Here is a 17,783-nt window from a genome sequence, read left to right on the forward strand (position 1 = left end):
GAAGTAAGAACCTTGTATTAATCGTCTCCGGCTGCATCGTTTGTCTCATAAGCTAATTCGACAACAAATCGCAAATTCCTGCCCATTTCATGAATTTTTTTATCTCGTTTGAGTTTGTAACCTTGATGACGATAGTAGTATTGTAGAATGACTAAATATAGCTCTTTTAAAAGAATTACCTCATTAGGAAAATACCCTCTATGTTTGGGCTAATTCCTTTTACAATAAATTTGCAGTGGTTCGAACCGGACAATCAACGCATCGATCACCCTTAATCACCCTTTTGCTTCTCTTGGGTTGTTCTGGACCAATTTGGATGGTTGCCTTTTTGAAGTGATGACTGTTGAGTCATTATTGGGATGTGTTCAGCCTTCTTTCCTTTATTTTGGAAGGGCTTTGTTCTAGGCAAATATATCACCCCCTTCTATAATTAATTATAGGGTAGAAAATTTACAAATAGGAGGTGAACACTTTGAAAAACAGACGAATCAACCAAATTATTAACGAATTAATCACGTGCGGCAAACTGAACGACAACGATTATTGCGCCGAGTATTTCCGCGTCTCTACACGGACCATTCAAAATGACTTAAATGCCATTTCCGAAATGCTGGCGGATCATTATCAACTTTGCTTAACTAAGGATGCTAATCAAAATTGGACTCTTCAAGGTAGCGAGGAGCAAATACAGCTTTTCCACGACGATTACAGGACGGAAGAAAAGCAATTTTTATCTCCAACTGAACAGCGTCAACTTGCTATTATGAATAAATTGCTCATCAATGGGGAGACTGTCTCCTATCAAGCGCTATCGGAGGAATTCTTTGTCAGTCGGAGTTCAATTGCCGCTGATATGAAAACGATCAAAAAATTTTTCTTATTAGATCGAAATTATTTGGAAACGAACAATAGTGGCACTTTCTTCGTCGGAGATGAGTATCAACGACAAAACATATTGCTACAATTTATTCTCTCTATGGATCAGCACCATACAGGGGATGCAAACAGTCTTAAGCCACTGTACAGGAGCTTATTCGGTGACGCGATGGTAAGCACACTCTCTCTCATTCTCGATGAATTTTTCGGTAAACTGAAGCACCGTGTAAACAATCAGTCGATGAAGGTTATCCAAACATCGCTTGTCATTATGGTGGGGCGAATTTTACAAGGGCATCGTATTGAGCTGGTCGAAGAGGATCCTTTTAATTTCGAGCAACTTCACGATATGACCACATATTTTTTGACCCTTGAATTAAGTGATCTTATGGAAAGTGCCTTTGAAATCAAACTGACAGATGCCGAGCTGCGGTCAATTAATAAACTGTTTATTGCTAGTGGTATTGAACCGATAAAAAACGACGTAGAAGTAACCGAGAAATACATCGATTTAATTGATGCAGCCATTAAAAAGATGGCCTATTCAACGGAAGTGCCTTTAGAAAACGACCGATTACTGCGGGAAGGTTTAATTACCCATATCATTCCCATGATATACCGCCTACAGAACGATATTAACATTACGAATCCCTTGTTAGACGTTATTAAGGAAAAATATAGCGTGATGTACGGGTTGACTTGGTTTGTCATGATGGATATTGAAAAAGAGTTAAATCTTAACTTAACCGAAGATGAAGTCGCCTTTATCATGGTCCATTTCCAAGCTGCCATCGAACGACATCGCCAATCGATCCGCGTGCTCTTTGTCTGTCCCAACGGCTATGGCACTTCTTCCTTAATTGCCAGCCAAGTAAAACAACTGTTGCCGAATATCGATAGTTATGAAACGTTGTCGCTCTCCAAGATTGGTTCAAAAGACTTGTCCCAATTTGACTTTATTATTTCGACCGTTCCTTTGGAGGCGCAAGAACAGACAGAAGAACAGACCATAATCAAAATATCACCGATTCTCACACGCCAAGATGTAAAAATAATTTTGGAGCACTACGGCGAGTGGTTTATACAGCGTAGCGCCATAACAAATAGGAACATGGCCACAAATTCGCTCCTTTCGGAAGTTTTACGTCCGAAAGATATTTATCTGAATCATTCACTGAATGAAAAGGAGGAGGTTATCGGTTTTCTCTGTGACGAACTAGTGGCAGAAGGATGTGTCACTAATGAATTTAAGGAATCTGTCTACGGCCGAGAATCGTTGGCACCGACTCATATGAGTAACGGCGTGGCAATGCCTCACGGTAATCCACACTTCGTCACAAAATCAAAAATTAAAATTTTTGTCAATCCTCAGCAAACGATCTGGGATGACGAAAAGATTGATGTCGTCATTTTATTAGCTATTCACAAAGAAGATGTGGAACATGTAGAGCCGATCCTACAGACCCTCTTCAACATTATTTTCGATCGGCAAATGATTGAGGCCATTTTCTTCCAAGAGGAAGGGCAATATATTTATGACAACATTGTTAAAGGAGTCGTCAATTATGGCTGAAACTGAAAATAAATTGAAGCAATTACTGACGAAGGAACGTATGCTACATCTTCAAGCGGTGTCCTCATGGGAGCAGGCGGTCGACCTTGCGTGTGAACCGCTTTTAAATGAAGGATCGATTAGTGACCTATATGTAACGAACATCAAAAAAAACGTAAAAGAAAATGGCCCCTATATGGTTCTCGCCGATTACTTCGCCTTGATGCATGCTAAAGCTGGTGAAGGCGTCAACGAACTGTCCATGTCACTGTTAATTGTGGACGAAGAGGTAGATCTCGTAGGGGTTCCTGTGAAGCTCTTTCTCATCTTGGCCGCCGAGGACAGCCGCACTCATATCGATGCATTAGCAGATATTACTACCTTATTAATGGATCAGGCATCATTTAATACATTTCTAAACGGAGACATTGAACAAATTTCGCGATTAATTGAAACCAATGTGAAGGGAGGTGATCAATCGTGAAGTTTTTAGCAGTGTGTGGTTTTGGGGTCGGTTCCTCCATGGTCTTAAAAATGACGTTAGAGCGTGTGGCACGGGAGTTAGGGATTGAAGCTGACGTAGAAAACACCGATCTCAGTAGTGCAAAGGGCACAGCTTGCGATGCCATCTTTACTAGCCACGAGCTCCTCGGGGAATTAGAGAGTTCTGTCAATTGTCCGATCTATCCGATTAAAAAGTACATGGACACGAACGAAGTAAAAGGGGCGCTGCAATCATTTTTAGAAACGAAGGCTTAGCGTGCAAGTAGCAGGATGATGTCAAGCCCTTCTTTTAACGTATCGTCGCTTTTGATGGATGTGTTAAAAAGGGCTTGAACACAATATACAAGGAGGCGTTTGAATTGGATTTTATAGCCAACCAAATTCTTAAAAATCCCCCTGTTCTACTTGGTCTAATAGCGGCCATCGGATTAATTGTGCAGAGGAAAAGCTTTTCTGATATTGTCAAGGGTTCTCTTGCAGCAGCCTTCGGGATGGTGCTCCTAAGTAAAGGCGTGGAAATGTTAGTCGGGACGATCGCTCCGATCAATACCGCTTTCCAAGGTGCCTTAGCTGGAGGTGAAGTTGCCGACGGATTGAACGATGCCACCTTCACCGCTTCATACGGTGGCGATGTAGGGATGGCTATGTTTTTGGGCTTAATCATTCACTTATTGATTGCCCGATTGACGCCTGTTAAGACGATTTTCTTAACTGGTCACATGTTGTGGTGGTTCCCCTTCGTCTTTATCGCTGCTGGCGTGGAAGCCGGTATGAAAGGTACGACGCTCATTGTCTTCGGGGCCATCTGTTCTGCACTCTATTGGTCCTTCATGCCTTGGATTATGCGTAAATACGTTTGGGATGCAACGGGTGACAATTCTTTCCTAATCGGGCACCCCACAGGATTCCTCAGCTTGATCTCAGGTTTTGTCGCCAAACGAGTCGGCAACAAAGAAAAATCAACGGAAGACATAAAGGTGCCAAAGAGCTTGTCCTTCTTCCGCGAAATTTCCGTCACAGGCGGCATTGTCATTGCCATTATGTACGTAGTCGTCGGCTTATTGATCCCATCTTTAATTGAAGATGGCGAGTATTTATCAATGACTGCCGTCAACAACGGTCTTAGCTTTGGTGCTGGTTTACTCCTCATGCTATTCGGTGTAAGAATGTTGATTAACCAAATCATTCCCGCTTTCCAAGGTATTTCGGAAAAGCTCATTCCAAATGCAGTTCCGGCTTTTGATGCACCCATTATTTTTAACTATCGACCGAACGCCGTCATTATCGGCTTCGTTGTCGCCATGATCACGTCTACCGTAATGATTGTAATTGCCAATACGACGAATATGTTCGGTGTGTTGCTCGTACCGTTGGTCATCACCAGCTTCTTCGAATGCGGTGCCGCGGCCGTGATTGGCGAAGGTCAAGGGGGCTTACGGGGAAGTATTATCGGGAGTGCCGTCGCTGGTGTTGTGATGGTCTTGGTGATGGGTGTCTCGGTGACGATGTTCGACAGCACCATTCAAAACTGGCTCTTAATCTTCGGCGGTAACGACTTCTCTATTTTCGGACCAATTGCGAAGTTAATTGCAAGCATCTTTTAATGTCAGCATCTTATAATGTCAGCATCTTTTAATGGGGTGTGATCATGACCTTTCAATATTTCAACAAAATGGCGGAACTACTTGCTACGGTAGAAAAAGAGGAAAAGGACGCTATGCTAAAGGCCCGAGATATCTTAGTGGAGGCTACAGAGAAGAAGCGTTCGATCTATATTTTTGGTGCGAGCCACGCCGGTATTTTGGCGCAAGAGATGTACTATCGCGCCGGCGGTTTAATGACCATCAATCCGATCTTCGGCAGAGAGCTGATGTTAGACAATGAACCAATCACGCTCACTAGCCAGATGGAACGCTTAGTCGGCTACGGGACAGTGTTAGCTAAAAAAGTAAATTTTAAAGCAGACGATGTCTTAATCTTACACTCGGTCTCCGGCCGCAACCCTGTGACGATTGAGATGGGAATGGTCGCCCAAGAAAAAGGAGTTAACGTCATTTCCTTAACGAATATGACTTACTCTAAAGGCACCACTTCCCGCCATCCGTCTGGCAAAAAATTGTACGATGTGAGCGATGTCGTCATCGATAACCACGGTGCCATTGGCGACGCTACCTGTACCATCGAAGGCATCGATCAAAAAGTCGCCCCTTCTTCTACGGTTGTAGGGGCAACGATCTTGAATGCCATCGTCGTTGAAGTGTGTCAAAAGTTAGTGGATCGCGGGATGAAGTACCCGCCGATTTTTTACAGTGCCAACTTAGACGGTGGCGATGCATTGAATCAAGCACTGTACGAGAAATACAAGGATAGTATTCACTATCGTTTCTAAACGATTGCCTAGCTGCCAGTGAAAAAGGAATTGGCAACAGTATGGGTTAACACCTCCCCCCTCACTGCGCCAATTCCTTTGCGTGCTTTTCAATGTGCCGACCGCGACTGTATGCCGATCGCGACTGCATGCCGGCCACGACTGCATGCCGGCCACGACTGCATGCCGGCCATGACTGTATACCGATCGCGACTATATGTCGGCCACGACTCTCGGGCACACGTGTACGTTATGCAACCTCGACCCCGACTCCGACACTCATCTCCACATAAGGTTCCCCGGCGTTGCTTCTTTTGTAGACCACGAAAATCGGCGTCCTCTGACTCATGTCGTGCTTGTTTATATAATCGATCAGCGCCCAGTACTGCACTTGTGATTGTTCGTTAAAATCGGCGGTGATCCGCGTCATGAGCATTTGGTCGACGAAGAAATAGCTGTGGAATTGAATCTCTTCTTCCGGATCCACGTCAAAATCGTCTTCCTCGATCGCGAGAAATAGTTCCGCAGTCATAATTTCCGCGGTCGGATCACTCATGATGGTAAAGAATAAAGTGCCGTTCGTATGATAGCCATGTTCACGCAAGATCGTGTCAAAATCAGTCATGGCCAGATCGATCTCCTCCGGCACAAACCGGTACAGCTTGGACGCGACGTTCCGGTGGGCGATGACATGGTTCTCCACAATCATGACTGATCACCTCGCTCCCGGATGGGGACGTATAAGTCAATAATGATGTCGTCGAACACTTTCAACAACACACAGTAATACGTGTCCTCCAGCTCGATCTGTTGTTCACTGGCATACTGCTTCACTCGATCGTAAGCATCATAAAAGTCAACGGCTTCGTCCGCCTGTCGCAAGACGAGGGCGTCATCGATGCGGAACTGCTCTTCAAAGCGAAAATGCGTCTCGTCACTTAAGCTTATAGGGACATTGATCGGTAAGTAGTACGTAAAGTGGACAAATTCGGCTTTACCGTCCTCCGGTGACACAGAGAAAAACACGGGACCGTTTTGATAAATATCCCGCGTTAACGGAAAATCTTCCAGAATAAAAATACCTTCCTGCCAGTCTTTCTTTAACTGCCGTGTTTCATAAACAATGACGTTGTCAAAAATGAGGGGGCGCTGCTCGATCTTCATCGTTAACAATCCTCTCCTGTATGTTCGCTCTTCTCGATGACATCTGTGACTCTTACGACTTGACATAGACTCTGACTGCGTGACATTGCAATTATATAGCAGCTTGTGGACCGGAAACTTTGTTGCTAGCTCGGGCTAACGCTTCATCCTGCTTTTGGATGGATTCACCAACCTTCACCAGTGTCTGAATGTCGGCCTCGAGGATCTCCTTGTACCTTGCAAACAGTTTGGTCGCCTCGATAAACATTTCCAAGTCGTCCGTGAACGGCTTAATATTCGTTCGATTAAATGAGGCATAGCAACCAAAGGTCGTTAAGCCAGACTGGGAGTTTTTAATTTGCCCGACTTTGTCACGGTATTCTCCGATATTAATGCTTACTTGCTTCGACACTGTACATCACTTCCTTCGCTCTCGTTCAATTTGGTTGCTAATACTCGTTATTTGTGAAGAGATGGTAGACAACTCGGACTGATACATACCTTGCAGGCTTTCTGCCCGCGCAATTTCCTCGTCCACCTGTTCTTTGATTCCCTCTGTTTTGGCCACGAAGTTTTTGACGCTCTCTTTGTACGCATTGTACCGATCGTCAAATTTCTGCTTATGCTCACCTTTCCACTGGCCTTCGTCAACTGTTAAACTGTCTACTCGTTGTTGATGGCCTTTCAAAGTAGTGATCTGAGTAGACAATTCCGTTGCAGCTGTCCGCAAACGGCTGATTTTTTCGTTCACTGTCGTAAGTTGGCCTTGAAGATTGTCTTTTGCGCCAATGAGTCTCGCTTGCTGTCCATATAACATCTCGATGGCAGCCCGGTTCATAGGATCACGTCCTTTCGGTTCACTTGAGATGGAATGTCACTAACGGCCTAGATGTCCAGTTTTAGTAGGTGCTCGATTTAGAATAACTTGTCGGTGAGTCATAGGTACCGTCCCTCGTGTTCATTCGTAGCTGCTTTTCTATAACTTTAGGGACACACACGACCACACTTAACCTGCTACGGACACTTAACGCACGTCATAGGCTAGCACCTTCCCCCGTCTCTTCGTCTTCCATATGGTCTTCCGTCAGCAAGTTACCGTCCATGTCAAAATTGAAGCTTTTAAAGCGGAACTTGCAATATAGAATGACGAGTTGCTCTGGGAGAACGAATAACATCGCATAAAAGAGTAAAATACCAAGAACCAAAATTAATATTATTTCTACATCCGAAAAACCAATCGTTCGAAATAAATACTGCAGTACAAATACTAAACCAGTGCTGGCAATGATAATCATCGGTAAATAGGATTTAATATTTCCTTCAATGCTTCCCCTAAGTTGATCCTTTTTGGAGCCCTTCCGGTAATGACCTTTGTGCAACAAGATAAAAAAGCGAATGCATGTTGCAATAAAGATCAATGCGCCAAAGGATAACGTGACATAAGTAAAGGTGAGGGACGATGCTTCATCCATTCCCGTCCGCGAAGAAAAAATAAAAAACAAAGCCATGATATAGAATGAAACACCCGCATTTTGCGTTACGATAGTCACTAGTAAATATTGTACTTTCTGGCTTCGTTTATAGACAGCAGGAATGGCATAGAACAAGGAAGCAACAGCAACAATTAATGTGATCCAAAAATGAACTGAAAACATTTTTTCCTTATTCGGGTAATAAGTGCTATCTGCCGCAACGACATAGGACAAGAAAAACAGAAGCGCTTGTAAAAATATAAATAAAAATAGAGCGCGCCCTAAAATCTCCGGACTTTGCCTTCCTGACTCAAAGGGTCCTCTTAATACCGCAAAATCTTCTTCAGATAATTTCTTTAACACTTGTAAATACACCTCCGTTTTAACTTAATGAAACCAGCCTTTAATCCGATCCATCACCGACTTTTTGCTCTTACCGAACTTTATATTCAAAGCTGAATTGATGAGTATTCCTGCACCAACCCCTATCGCCGTACCAACACCCGGTATTGGTATTGTCGCTGTAAAAGTAGCTACAGTTGCCGCCTGCACTGCTCCGCCAACCGCGGTATCAATCGCCGTATCGACAGTCGCTCTGGCTGTGGCGTCAATCCCCCTTAGTCCAGCATCTTTTGCCTCTTGATAGTTGCTGTAAAAGCTTAATCCCGCTCCTACCGGCGCGAGCGCTTTACCGGTCCCTTTGACAAACCCGCTTTTGGCGATTCCCTTAAAATCGCCAATGTCTTTAAAGGATGTCACGGTTCCTTTCCAGGCCGCCTTTCCGATAACTTTCGTTCTTTCACTAAGGCTAGCCCCATCCGTCATGTAACCGATTTCCGGATATTTCTTAAGCGCCTCTTTACCCGTGGCGGACCAATTTGCATCCCCCTTATTGTTGACGTACCTCAACTTCAACCTGCTTGCTTTGTATGTTTCCCAATGTTTTCTTTCCCATTGACTTTTATCCTTTGGAAGTCTATTATACCTTTTTGGATCACTTATACTTTTATCCAAGTCTACTTTATTCGGTTTAATGCCTAGACGATTAAGTGCTTCCTCAGAGGCAACAACTTCATAATACTTTTTCCCATCTTTACCGTTTATCACCCTTGTTTCTAATCCGGCATCTTTAGCTGCTTGATACATCTTATAGCCCGTAATAACCCCCTTTACTGCCGTTCTTCCCTTCCTAGCATAGCCGACGATATCCTTCATCGTCTTAATCGCAGCAATACCAGAACCGTCCTTAAGCTCCTTAAATCGCGCTTCGCCACTTATATTGCCGGTTTTCGCCATCACCGTGTGAACGGCCTGCAAGATCGTTTCTAGACTCGAGCTGTGGTCTAAGGGATCGTCTATAGGAACCGCCGTAAATTTATGTAGGTTCCGATCAAGGCGTTCGATATATTTCGTCACCTCTGACTGATCGCGATGGAGGGAATAAGTTCCCGGTTTTACGAGATGACTAATGTCAGCGATATTACGAATCGTTTGTTTGACCTCATTTACTGTATCGTTCAAGGCATCGTATTCGCTCGTAATCGTGTCCTGATGATCTCGCAAGTAATCACTGACAATTATTGCGGAATCGTCCTTATCAACATCCGCTCGAAATTTGGCGATATGATATTTAAATTGCTGCCCCAGTACAGAAAACAATTCATCAAACGCCAAGATTAACGTCCGATGGATCGTGTCTAAGTACCCCTTCGCTGCATCAGCCGATGCCCCTCTAAAGGTGTCCATCTTCTCGAAATCGTAAATAGAGGTTAAGAGAGAATCCAGACCAGTGCGTACATCCTCGACCTTTGAAGTTACTTCTTTTGACAAACTAAGCACTTCGCTCATATCCACTTGGTGACCCATGTGCCTCGTCCTCCTTCACTAAATTATCGCTTGACTGACCATTGCATATCCGTTACTTCATGACGATTCTTACTTTTCGTCCCCTGACTTTGCTTCAGTTACTACCTTCCTTTTGATCCGATTTTCGTTCGTGTTATCGTTTTCTTTTTTCGCTCTTCCCGATGCTGTATTTTCCTGTTGTGAAGTTTCAGTAGGCATGTTTTCTAGCCATTCCGCTACCACTACCAGTGGCGATTGTTCGTTTAAAGAGCCGATATGTTAGATCAGCCCCTGTGGTTACCCACCATTTTTTTGTATTGCGTTCAAAAGAGGTGTTACAACGCTAAAAAATACTATGGTAAACATGTTATTAAGCATTATAATATTTTGGAGTTATTGTGTAAAGAGAAATTCAAAGATTGACTCCAACAGTCTAACAGACACTTCAACCGATATCGGTATAATTTCTTTGTAGCGTTTACAATTATTGACGTTGTCCCGATAGGAAACGCTTTCGCACGCTACGTTACGTTCGTATGATGACGCCAATTTCGCAATCGTGTCCCCGACGGTCATGTTGCCGATGGCGACAGTGCTTCCTTGTACCGGTTTGTCCTGAGCGTCGGAACAGAACCCGATTAGCTCAGCGATCGCCAACTGTTCCGTCAAGTGATCCTTGCAAATCGCTAATGTGCATCAAGTAGTACGGGACTATTTTGATAAATATCCCGCGTTATCAGAAAATCTACCAGAATAAAAATGCCTTCCTGCCAGTCTTTCTTTAACTGCCGTGTGTCATAAACAATGACGTTGTCGCTTGACAAGGGATCGAGAATAGTAGTACGAGCCCTAAATGACTTGGACTTTGCCTCCCGGACTCCAAAGGGCCCTCAATACTGCAAAATCTTCTTCAGAACACTTTTAAATACACCTCCGTTTTAACTTAATGAAACCAGCCTTTAATCCGATCCATCACCGACTTTTTGCTCTTACCGAACTTTTGATTGATTACCCAGTTCACCCCTATACAAATGCGCCTACCGCTGTATCAATGCCGTATCAACAGTCGCTCTCTTTATACGCATTGTACCGATCGTCAAATTTCTGCTTATGCTCACCTTTCCACTGGCCTTCGTCAACTGTTAAACTGTCTACTCGTTGTTGATGGCCTTTCAAAGTAGTGATCTGAGTAGACAATTCCGTTGCAGCTGTCCGCAAACGGCTGATTTTTTCGTTCAATGTCGTAAGTTGGCCTTGAAGATTGTCTTTTGCGCCAATGAGTCTCGCTTGCTGTCCATATAACATATCGATGGCAGCCCGGTTCATAGGATCACGTCCTTTCGGTTCATTTGAGATGGAATGTCACTATTTGTAGCTGCTTTTCTATAACTTTAGGGACACACACGACCACACTTAACCTGCTACGGACACTTAACGCACGTCATAGGCTAGCACCTTCTCCCGTCTCTTCGTCTTCCATATGGTCTTCCGTCAGCAAGTTACCGTCCATGTCAAAATTGAAGCTTTTAAAGCGGAACTTGCAATATAGAATGACGAGTTGCTCGGGAAGAACGAATAACATCGTAAAAAAAATCAACATAAACATACCCATCATAATTATCGTATCTAGTTCAGCAAAACCGCTCGATCGAATTAAATATTGCAGTACAAATACTAAACCGGTGCTGGCAACAATAATCATCGGTAAATAGGATTTAATATTTCCTTCAATGCTTCCCCTAAGTTGATCCTTTTTGCAACCCTTCCGGTAATGACCTTTGTGCAATAAGATGTAAAAACGAATGCACGTCACGATAAAGATCAATGCGCCAAAGGATAACGTGACATAGGTGAAAGTTAATGCCGATGCCCCATCCATCCCTATTCTCGGGGAAAATATAAAAAACAAGGCCATTATATAAAAGCTCACACCAAATAAATTTTGTGATAACAAAATAGTAACTAAGTATTGCATCTTTTGACCCCTGTTGTAAACAGCTGGGATGGCATAGATCAAGGAAAAAACAACTATAATTAACGTGATCCAAAAATGAACTGAAAACATTTCTTCCCTATTCGGGTAATAAGTGCTATCTGCCGCAACGACATACGTCAAGAAAAATACAAGTGCATGAAAAGGGATCGATAATAGTAGTATGGACCCTAAATGACTTGGACTTTGCCTCTCGGACTCCAGAGGGCCCCTCAATACCGCAAAATCCCTTTCGGATAATTTCCCTAACACTTACGCTTGCACCTCCGTTCAATAATTAATGAAACCAGCCTTTGATCCGATCCATCAACGATTTTTTTACTTTTACCTATCTTTTTATTTGTAATGGTATTTGCAACTGTTCCGACGCCGACGCCTACACCTACCGCTTTACCAACACCCGGAATTGGTATAGCCGCCGTAAAAGCTGCTACGGCCCCCGCCTGCACTGCTCCGCCAACCGCAGTATCGACTGCTGTATCGACAGTCGCTCTTACTGTAGCGCGCCCCCGCTCAGTCCCGCATCTTTCGCCTCTTGATAATTGCTGTAAAAGCTCAGTCCCGCTCCGATGGGATCCAGCGCCCTGATGACCCCTTTGCCGACTCCGCTTTTTGCGATACCATTGAAGTCGACAGCGGCGTTAAAAGGCGCCTTCTACCCCTTTTAACGCCGCTTTACCCGTGATAAGGGACGCACATTGGCGATTTTTTTCACCCGCGCAACGCCATCCTCGATACTGTCTTCGTCATCCGTCGCTGCAAACATGCCGCGTACACACTAAAAATCAAAGTCGCTCACGATCCCCAAGTTAATCGTAAACGGGATTTTTTCTACAATGACGCCCGTTTCCGTATCTTTCACGATGAAGTAGTACGCCTTCTGCTTATCGTAAGCGAGTTGCTTCAACACGAACTGCCGCTTAAAGGTGCGATCGCTTGGGTCGTCAGAATGACGATCGCCGATGATCGTCTCTTCGTTCGACAGCACCGTTCCCGCTTCGTCGACGAAATAACAGACGACCGTACGCGGCAACACTTTGTCCCCGGCATTTTCCGTTTGGAAAAAATCTAAGTGGAACAACCGATTCGTGATTTTTCGCGTCACACTCGTCAAGCGGATGTCCACCTTCTCTACCGCCCGCACCCCTTTTTGTCCGACGCGCTTGTTTTTGAAAGAGAGGAGCGGGACGACGATCTCTTGCAAACTCGCGCCGCCGTGTACAAAATTAGCACCCGCCCCTTGCCGTTTAAAGCGAATCGCCGCCTTCGGCACGTACGCCTTAAGCCCTTGCTCATTGGCGACAACGGCCGACAAATCGATCTTTAGTAGCCCCGGCACCTCTCTCTGTTCGGGCGAGAGCACATAGCGCCGCTTCGCCTCGATCGCCGCCATCTGTTCATTCCCGATCTTGTCACTTTCCGCGAGAGCCCCGCGCTCGTATAAAAAACCGTGGTCGGCCGTGATGTACACATTCGTGCCGCCCAAATCGTCGCCGATCATTTTTACGAGTGCGTACAGTTCGTCCACCGCTTTTTCTACCGCGTCAAACGTATATATTTCCGTCGCCGCTTTGTCCCCCATCGCATCAATCGTGTCGTGGTAAAGATAGATCAGTTTCTTGCCTTTAAATGTTTCGCGGCGCGCTGCTTTGTTCATCGTCAGCATATCGCTCGCGTGCCTCACGATGCTGTCTTTCGCCTTCGTCTCCACGATCTGTTTGCGGTTTTCCAGTCCCGCTGTATCCTTCCCGTCCACGAGGACGCGTCCGTCGGCGGCAAAATCGAGCGTGCGGTGCGGCAGTAAGGCGGCCATGCCAAGCTTCGTTACCGACGGCACGACCCCGAGCAACGGTGTCACTTCACATTCACCGACCGTCTCCGCGTTTAACCGATTGCTTAATTCCACCCCCGCCTCATAACGAAAGGCATCGGACACGATCACGAACACGCGCGCCCCTTCTTGCAGCTTCGGAGACACACACTCACGGTAAAAGTTCTGCTGCTTCTCAGCGCCGGGCAGTGCCCACTCGTCCTGCATGTCCGCTGCAACCGCCTGCGACCAGTGCGTGCTCAATTCGCCCATGTACCAGTCGGTGTACAAATGCTCCACCATTTTTTGCAGCTTTTTCATGAGCTCGTGCGTACTTTCCCGGTCATAGGCGACGTAAAACTTGCGGTAATACGTATCCATCACATAGTAATCGTCCACATACGAACGGTATAAATCACCCGCTCGCCCTTGCGGAATGCGGCCGCCTAGGCGTTTATGGAAAGCGTGCATCTCGACCGTGTAGTAAAGCGCGTCGTACAGTGCCGCATACTGCGGGTAGTAATGTTTCGTGCGCCGCAGGCGAATGAGTGCTTTGTAAGCCTCGTAGTCTTCTAACCGCGCGTGCAAACCGTTAACGATGTACATAAGAATTGCCCGATCGACGTAAGGAAAAATATCTGCTTCTTGAAAAGCTTCCAGCGGCATTTGCTTTATGAGGCGTGCCAACTGCAGCTCTTGTTCCGCCATTGCAGCATATGTGTTAAAGACGGCGTCGTCCACCTTATGATGCATCCAGTGGTCAATAAACACGAGCGCATTCGCCCGGTTACGCGTCGCGATAAAATCCTCGACATCTTGCAAATATTTCTCGTCGACGGCATGACTGAAGGCGGTCACCGTTAAATGCATAAACAGTGTCTTTAGCGATCGTTGTTCGCGCTCGCGCTCATAGCCGTAAGTGTTCGCCACGTACGTCCAAAACACATCCACATCAAAAAACTTGGCAAACTGCGTTAAATATTTGTTTTCCGCATCGTCGAGCGTGTCCATTAACACAGTTTTCAACACCGCTTCAACGTTCGGTGTCTTCACGTTGCACAACACACTCATAATAGCGGTCTCGATCAGTGGCTCCGTATACGCCTCGATCTCGAACGCTTGAAACTTACGAAAGCGCTGCTTATTGTTGAAAAACCGCTCGTACTTTTTCACGACCGCGCGCAGCGACGGATCCATACCCAATTCGCTCAAAATGAGCGACACGCGATCGGCGTAAAACGTCTGCGCATACAACACCGTATCCATCAGCCAATTGTCTTCCGTCGCCAGTTCCAACTGTGTGTATATGAGAAAAGCGGAGGTCGGGTCGTCTTCCTCCAGTAAGTATTTCGTGTAAAACTGATTGTGCGTCGTTAACGTATGTACCTTGACGTCTTCCAGCGACAGCCGTGCGACGTCTTCTGCAAACTCGCCGTCCCGGTCGACCCAGAACACAATTTTGCGCTGCTCCCCGTCTGTTAGCGGCTGCGCAAAAATGTCCGCGAGTGCTGATTCGATTTGCCCGATATTCACCGCATTCACCTCTCTATCCTTTATTATAAAGCAAGGATACACCAGCCGAAACCGGTGTATCCTTTTTGGGGTGGGTGAAGCCACTGAATGACTAACGCGTTCTTATTTTGGAGTGGAATGATGTGTAACACATGTCTAGGGTGCTAAGTTTCGCACGGTTTTCATCCATACGGCCGAAAAGCGCTTCTATTGCTTCTCCATCAAACGTATGGTAAATCCGACTGAATAGCTCGTTTTGCTTTTCTACAACGTAAGGTACAACGTTGCTGTGGGTAATATATGCTTGGAGGAAGTTTATTTCCGCCTCCATATCGTCCTTTATATTTTTCCTCAAATTGCTCCTCTGCTCTACTTCTTTCATTAAATCCTTGTTCTCGTAATACTTCGGATTAAAGTCGTGGGGCACAGCATATCCCTCCTTCGCTATTTCTGCTTAATCGTTTGTGCCAGTCGTTGATCGGTCTCTGCAAACTTTTCCGCTATTTGCTCTATGTGATAAGCGATTTCAGCAGTGCCGTTTACCGTCTCGCCTAGCAGTTGAAAGGTGTAGTCAAATAGCGATGCGTCGTAAAATAGGGGAACCGTTTTGTCAAATGACTGCGCGATTCGTTTGAAGGCTTCGTCCACGTCAGCAGCCGTCATTTTGTCGTATGCACCAGTACCAACTAGACGGTAATATTTACTTTTTACAGCATTAACTGCATCATCGTTGCGACTGGGGAACTCTCTAAATTGTTTTAAGCTATTAGAAAGTAGTTCTTGGGTCGCTCGCAACTCTTCCCCATATGCCCGCATGATTTCGGTCTGTAGAAAAATAGCAACGTTTCCTTGTCCGCTGTACTTCAGCGCTAACGGCGATTGCGGAACGCGACCGTATGTGAGTTCATCGTATAACACGTCGGCACGGAGGTAACCGTCTTCATCGTACAACTTAGCATTTGTAAAGTTAGCAATACCGTGTTTAAAAAACCAAGCACCATCCGTCAGCGGATCACCGACGTAGTAGACAGAGCCGATTGACTGGGAATGCATCGTTCCCGCAAAGTCGAGTGGGTATGTATAAGAAATGATCTTGTCCCGATAGGCGCCTTCCCGCACTTTCTTCTTCTCCGCATCTGTTAGCAACTTGTAGGCGTCGGCTGCAGCGAAAGTAATGGCATGTGCGTTATGTTTGACCGCATAATATAATGCGAGTGCTCCACCCAGTGAGTGCCCGACAAAAGTGACGTTATCGGCGCCGTACTTTTTGATGTACCGGATAAACCCCTTAAAACTGGACATACATAACTACAAGCTCACGTTATCTCTGGTTCTCGCTTCCTTTCGTCAATAGAAGTGTAGTCGCTTCAGACCTTCCGTCAAGGGTAAAGGCTACGCCCTCGCTTTCGCTCGCCCTTGACGTCACGTCTTACAGCGGCTGTTGGCTTGGAAGACGAAAGGGAAGGATCAGAGTCGAACGGCTTTCGTGCGCAACGAAGATGTTTGATGCGCATGGAAAAACTGCGCGGGGCTCATGTCCCCAATACTACCGTGTATGCGGCGGTTGTTATAAAAGTCCATAAAGCCTATGACGGTACGATATGCTTCCTCGTACGTCTCAAAGGAATACTTGTTGAAGCATTCGTCCTCAACGATCCGATGAAACGCCTCAATATGGGCATTTTTATTCGGTGTGTTCGGCGGAATACGTTCGTGCTCACAACCGTAGTGTTCACAAGCTTCTTCGAATACTTTAGATACGAACTGTGGACCATTGTCCGTCCGGATGATCGGCTTTTCTTGTGCCTCCTGAAGCCCGCGTGTCGAAAGCGCTCGTTGTAGCACCTGAACAGCGTCTTGACCTTCGCAAGCTAATCCAACATGATAGTCAATAATCGAACGGTCATAAACGTCAATGTAGGAAAGCAGGAAGAAAAAGCGGTTTTCTCCGGCAATGTACCCATACTTGATGTCTGTTTCCCACAGCTCATTCGATCGCTCAACGAGGCGGTTACGTGCAAGGCGCCTAGGGTGGCGGATTCGCTTCCGTCGCTGCGGCAGTAAGATGCCTAACCGTTTGCAGAGACGGTACACTTTTTTCTTATTAATGACTAAATCGTACGTCGAACGGAGCGCCACCGTTAATTTTCGGTACCCATACGCGTAGCCATCACCCGAGACGAGCTCCATAAGCCATTCTTTAATTTGTTCGTCGGACACTTTTTGCCCGCTGTTTGTGAAGGAGTAACCTGGTGCCGGTCTCCCCCCACTTACTTTCTTCTCCTTCACCCGATAGTGTTTCTGATAGTAATAGGTGGAACGCGGTACGTGGACAATCCGTAAAACGGTTTGGATCGGGTATCCCTTAGAAATCCACTTGTCCGCTACTTCAATCTTTTCAGCAAGTGAGGGTGCTGCTTTTTTACAAGATCACGCAAAATGGCAATTTCTAAATCCTTTTCGCCCAACAACCGTTTTAGCTGATCATTTTCCTGAGCAAGATCACTGAATTCGCGTGGTTGGGCGGATTCGATCGGGACGTCCCCGTAGTGCCCGTCCTTATATTCGCGAACCCATCGGTTAAGCAAGTTAGAACCGAGATCATAGCGGCGAGCAACTAGCGCTTGGTTACCAACCTCCATGGCTTCCTTTGCGACTTGGATTTTAAATTCCTTGGTGAACTGACGGCGTTTCATTTGATTCTGCCC

General features: G+C 45.7%; 19 protein-coding genes. 5 read left to right on the top strand and 14 right to left on the bottom strand.

Annotated elements, in window-relative coordinates:
- Positions 1-472: 472 nt before the first annotated feature.
- The 5 genes from BN1247_RS10805 to BN1247_RS10825 all read left to right on the top strand — a co-directional run bounded on the left by BN1247_RS10805 (position 473) and on the right by BN1247_RS10825 (position 5,321).
- Entirely contained in the window at positions 473-2,449 is a 1,977-nt protein-coding gene (locus tag BN1247_RS10805; RefSeq protein WP_054950391.1) for a BglG family transcription antiterminator, read from the top strand.
- Positions 2,442-2,912, top strand: a complete 471-nt coding sequence (locus BN1247_RS10810; RefSeq protein WP_054950392.1) for a PTS sugar transporter subunit IIA — start codon at positions 2,442-2,444, stop codon at positions 2,910-2,912. The genes BN1247_RS10805 and BN1247_RS10810 overlap by 8 nt, the downstream gene beginning before the upstream one ends.
- A complete protein-coding gene (locus tag BN1247_RS10815; protein WP_054950393.1) occupies positions 2,909-3,187 on the top strand; it encodes a PTS sugar transporter subunit IIB in 279 nt (92 codons plus the stop codon). The genes BN1247_RS10810 and BN1247_RS10815 overlap by 4 nt, the downstream gene beginning before the upstream one ends.
- A gap of 104 nt (positions 3,188-3,291) precedes the next feature.
- On the top strand, positions 3,292-4,536 hold the full coding sequence (locus BN1247_RS10820; protein ID WP_054950394.1) for a PTS ascorbate transporter subunit IIC: 1,245 nt from the start codon (positions 3,292-3,294) through the stop codon (positions 4,534-4,536).
- Between the two features lie 44 nt (positions 4,537-4,580).
- On the top strand, positions 4,581-5,321 hold the full coding sequence (locus BN1247_RS10825) for a sugar isomerase domain-containing protein (RefSeq protein WP_054950395.1): 741 nt from the start codon (positions 4,581-4,583) through the stop codon (positions 5,319-5,321).
- Positions 5,322-5,550: 229 nt separating this feature from the next.
- On the opposite strand, the gene BN1247_RS10830 is transcribed toward BN1247_RS10825, so the two are convergent.
- The 14 genes from BN1247_RS10830 to BN1247_RS10895 form a co-directional block, all read right to left on the bottom strand.
- Positions 5,551-6,009 (bottom strand): DUF5085 family protein, encoded by a 459-nt coding sequence (locus BN1247_RS10830; protein ID WP_054950396.1) that lies wholly within the window; start codon positions 6,007-6,009, stop codon positions 5,551-5,553.
- Complete coding sequence (locus tag BN1247_RS10835) at positions 6,006-6,464, bottom strand: DUF5085 family protein (protein WP_054950397.1); 459 nt, start codon at positions 6,462-6,464, stop codon at positions 6,006-6,008. Before BN1247_RS10835 ends, BN1247_RS10830 begins: the two co-directional genes overlap by 4 nt.
- A 91-nt stretch (positions 6,465-6,555) precedes the next feature.
- Entirely contained in the window at positions 6,556-6,855 is a 300-nt protein-coding gene (locus BN1247_RS10840) for a TIGR04197 family type VII secretion effector (RefSeq protein WP_054950398.1), read from the bottom strand.
- Between the two features lie 6 nt (positions 6,856-6,861).
- Positions 6,862-7,281, bottom strand: coding sequence for a YwqH-like family protein (locus BN1247_RS10845; RefSeq protein ID WP_054950399.1), 420 nt, complete (start codon positions 7,279-7,281; stop codon positions 6,862-6,864).
- 196 nt (positions 7,282-7,477) lie between these two features.
- Positions 7,478-8,278 (bottom strand): hypothetical protein, encoded by an 801-nt coding sequence (locus tag BN1247_RS10850; RefSeq protein WP_054950400.1) that lies wholly within the window; start codon positions 8,276-8,278, stop codon positions 7,478-7,480.
- 24 nt (positions 8,279-8,302) lie between these two features.
- The gene (locus tag BN1247_RS17460) at positions 8,303-9,781 is read right to left on the bottom strand and encodes a T7SS effector LXG polymorphic toxin (protein ID WP_082415900.1); all 1,479 of its coding nucleotides are present in this window, start codon (positions 9,779-9,781) and stop codon (positions 8,303-8,305) included.
- 372 nt (positions 9,782-10,153) lie between these two features.
- Positions 10,154-10,429 carry a hypothetical protein gene (locus BN1247_RS18000; protein ID WP_054950401.1) on the bottom strand — a complete coding sequence of 92 codons (276 nt, stop codon included), beginning with the start codon at positions 10,427-10,429 and terminating at the stop codon, positions 10,154-10,156.
- Between the two features lie 390 nt (positions 10,430-10,819).
- Positions 10,820-11,086, bottom strand: a complete 267-nt coding sequence (locus BN1247_RS10865) for a YwqH-like family protein (protein WP_054950402.1) — start codon at positions 11,084-11,086, stop codon at positions 10,820-10,822.
- 115 nt (positions 11,087-11,201) lie between these two features.
- Entirely contained in the window at positions 11,202-11,462 is a 261-nt protein-coding gene (locus tag BN1247_RS18205; protein WP_231633256.1) for a hypothetical protein, read from the bottom strand.
- 1,069 nt (positions 11,463-12,531) lie between these two features.
- A complete protein-coding gene (gene pglZ / locus BN1247_RS10875; protein WP_054950404.1) occupies positions 12,532-15,096 on the bottom strand; it encodes a BREX-1 system phosphatase PglZ type A in 2,565 nt (854 codons plus the stop codon).
- Between the two features lie 91 nt (positions 15,097-15,187).
- Positions 15,188-15,502 carry a hypothetical protein gene (locus BN1247_RS10880; protein ID WP_054950405.1) on the bottom strand — a complete coding sequence of 105 codons (315 nt, stop codon included), beginning with the start codon at positions 15,500-15,502 and terminating at the stop codon, positions 15,188-15,190.
- 17 nt (positions 15,503-15,519) lie between these two features.
- Complete coding sequence (locus BN1247_RS10885) at positions 15,520-16,377, bottom strand: alpha/beta fold hydrolase (protein WP_054950406.1); 858 nt, start codon at positions 16,375-16,377, stop codon at positions 15,520-15,522.
- Between the two features lie 165 nt (positions 16,378-16,542).
- Positions 16,543-17,469 carry an IS3 family transposase gene (locus BN1247_RS10890; RefSeq protein ID WP_054948914.1) on the bottom strand — a complete coding sequence of 309 codons (927 nt, stop codon included), beginning with the start codon at positions 17,467-17,469 and terminating at the stop codon, positions 16,543-16,545.
- Positions 17,460-17,771, bottom strand: coding sequence for a transposase (locus tag BN1247_RS10895; protein WP_054948915.1), 312 nt, complete (start codon positions 17,769-17,771; stop codon positions 17,460-17,462). Before BN1247_RS10895 ends, BN1247_RS10890 begins: the two co-directional genes overlap by 10 nt.
- Between the last annotated feature and the right edge of the window lie 12 nt (positions 17,772-17,783).

The organism is Numidum massiliense (assembly GCF_001375555.1).
Classification (GTDB): domain Bacteria; phylum Bacillota; class Bacilli; order Thermoactinomycetales; family Novibacillaceae; genus Numidum; species Numidum massiliense.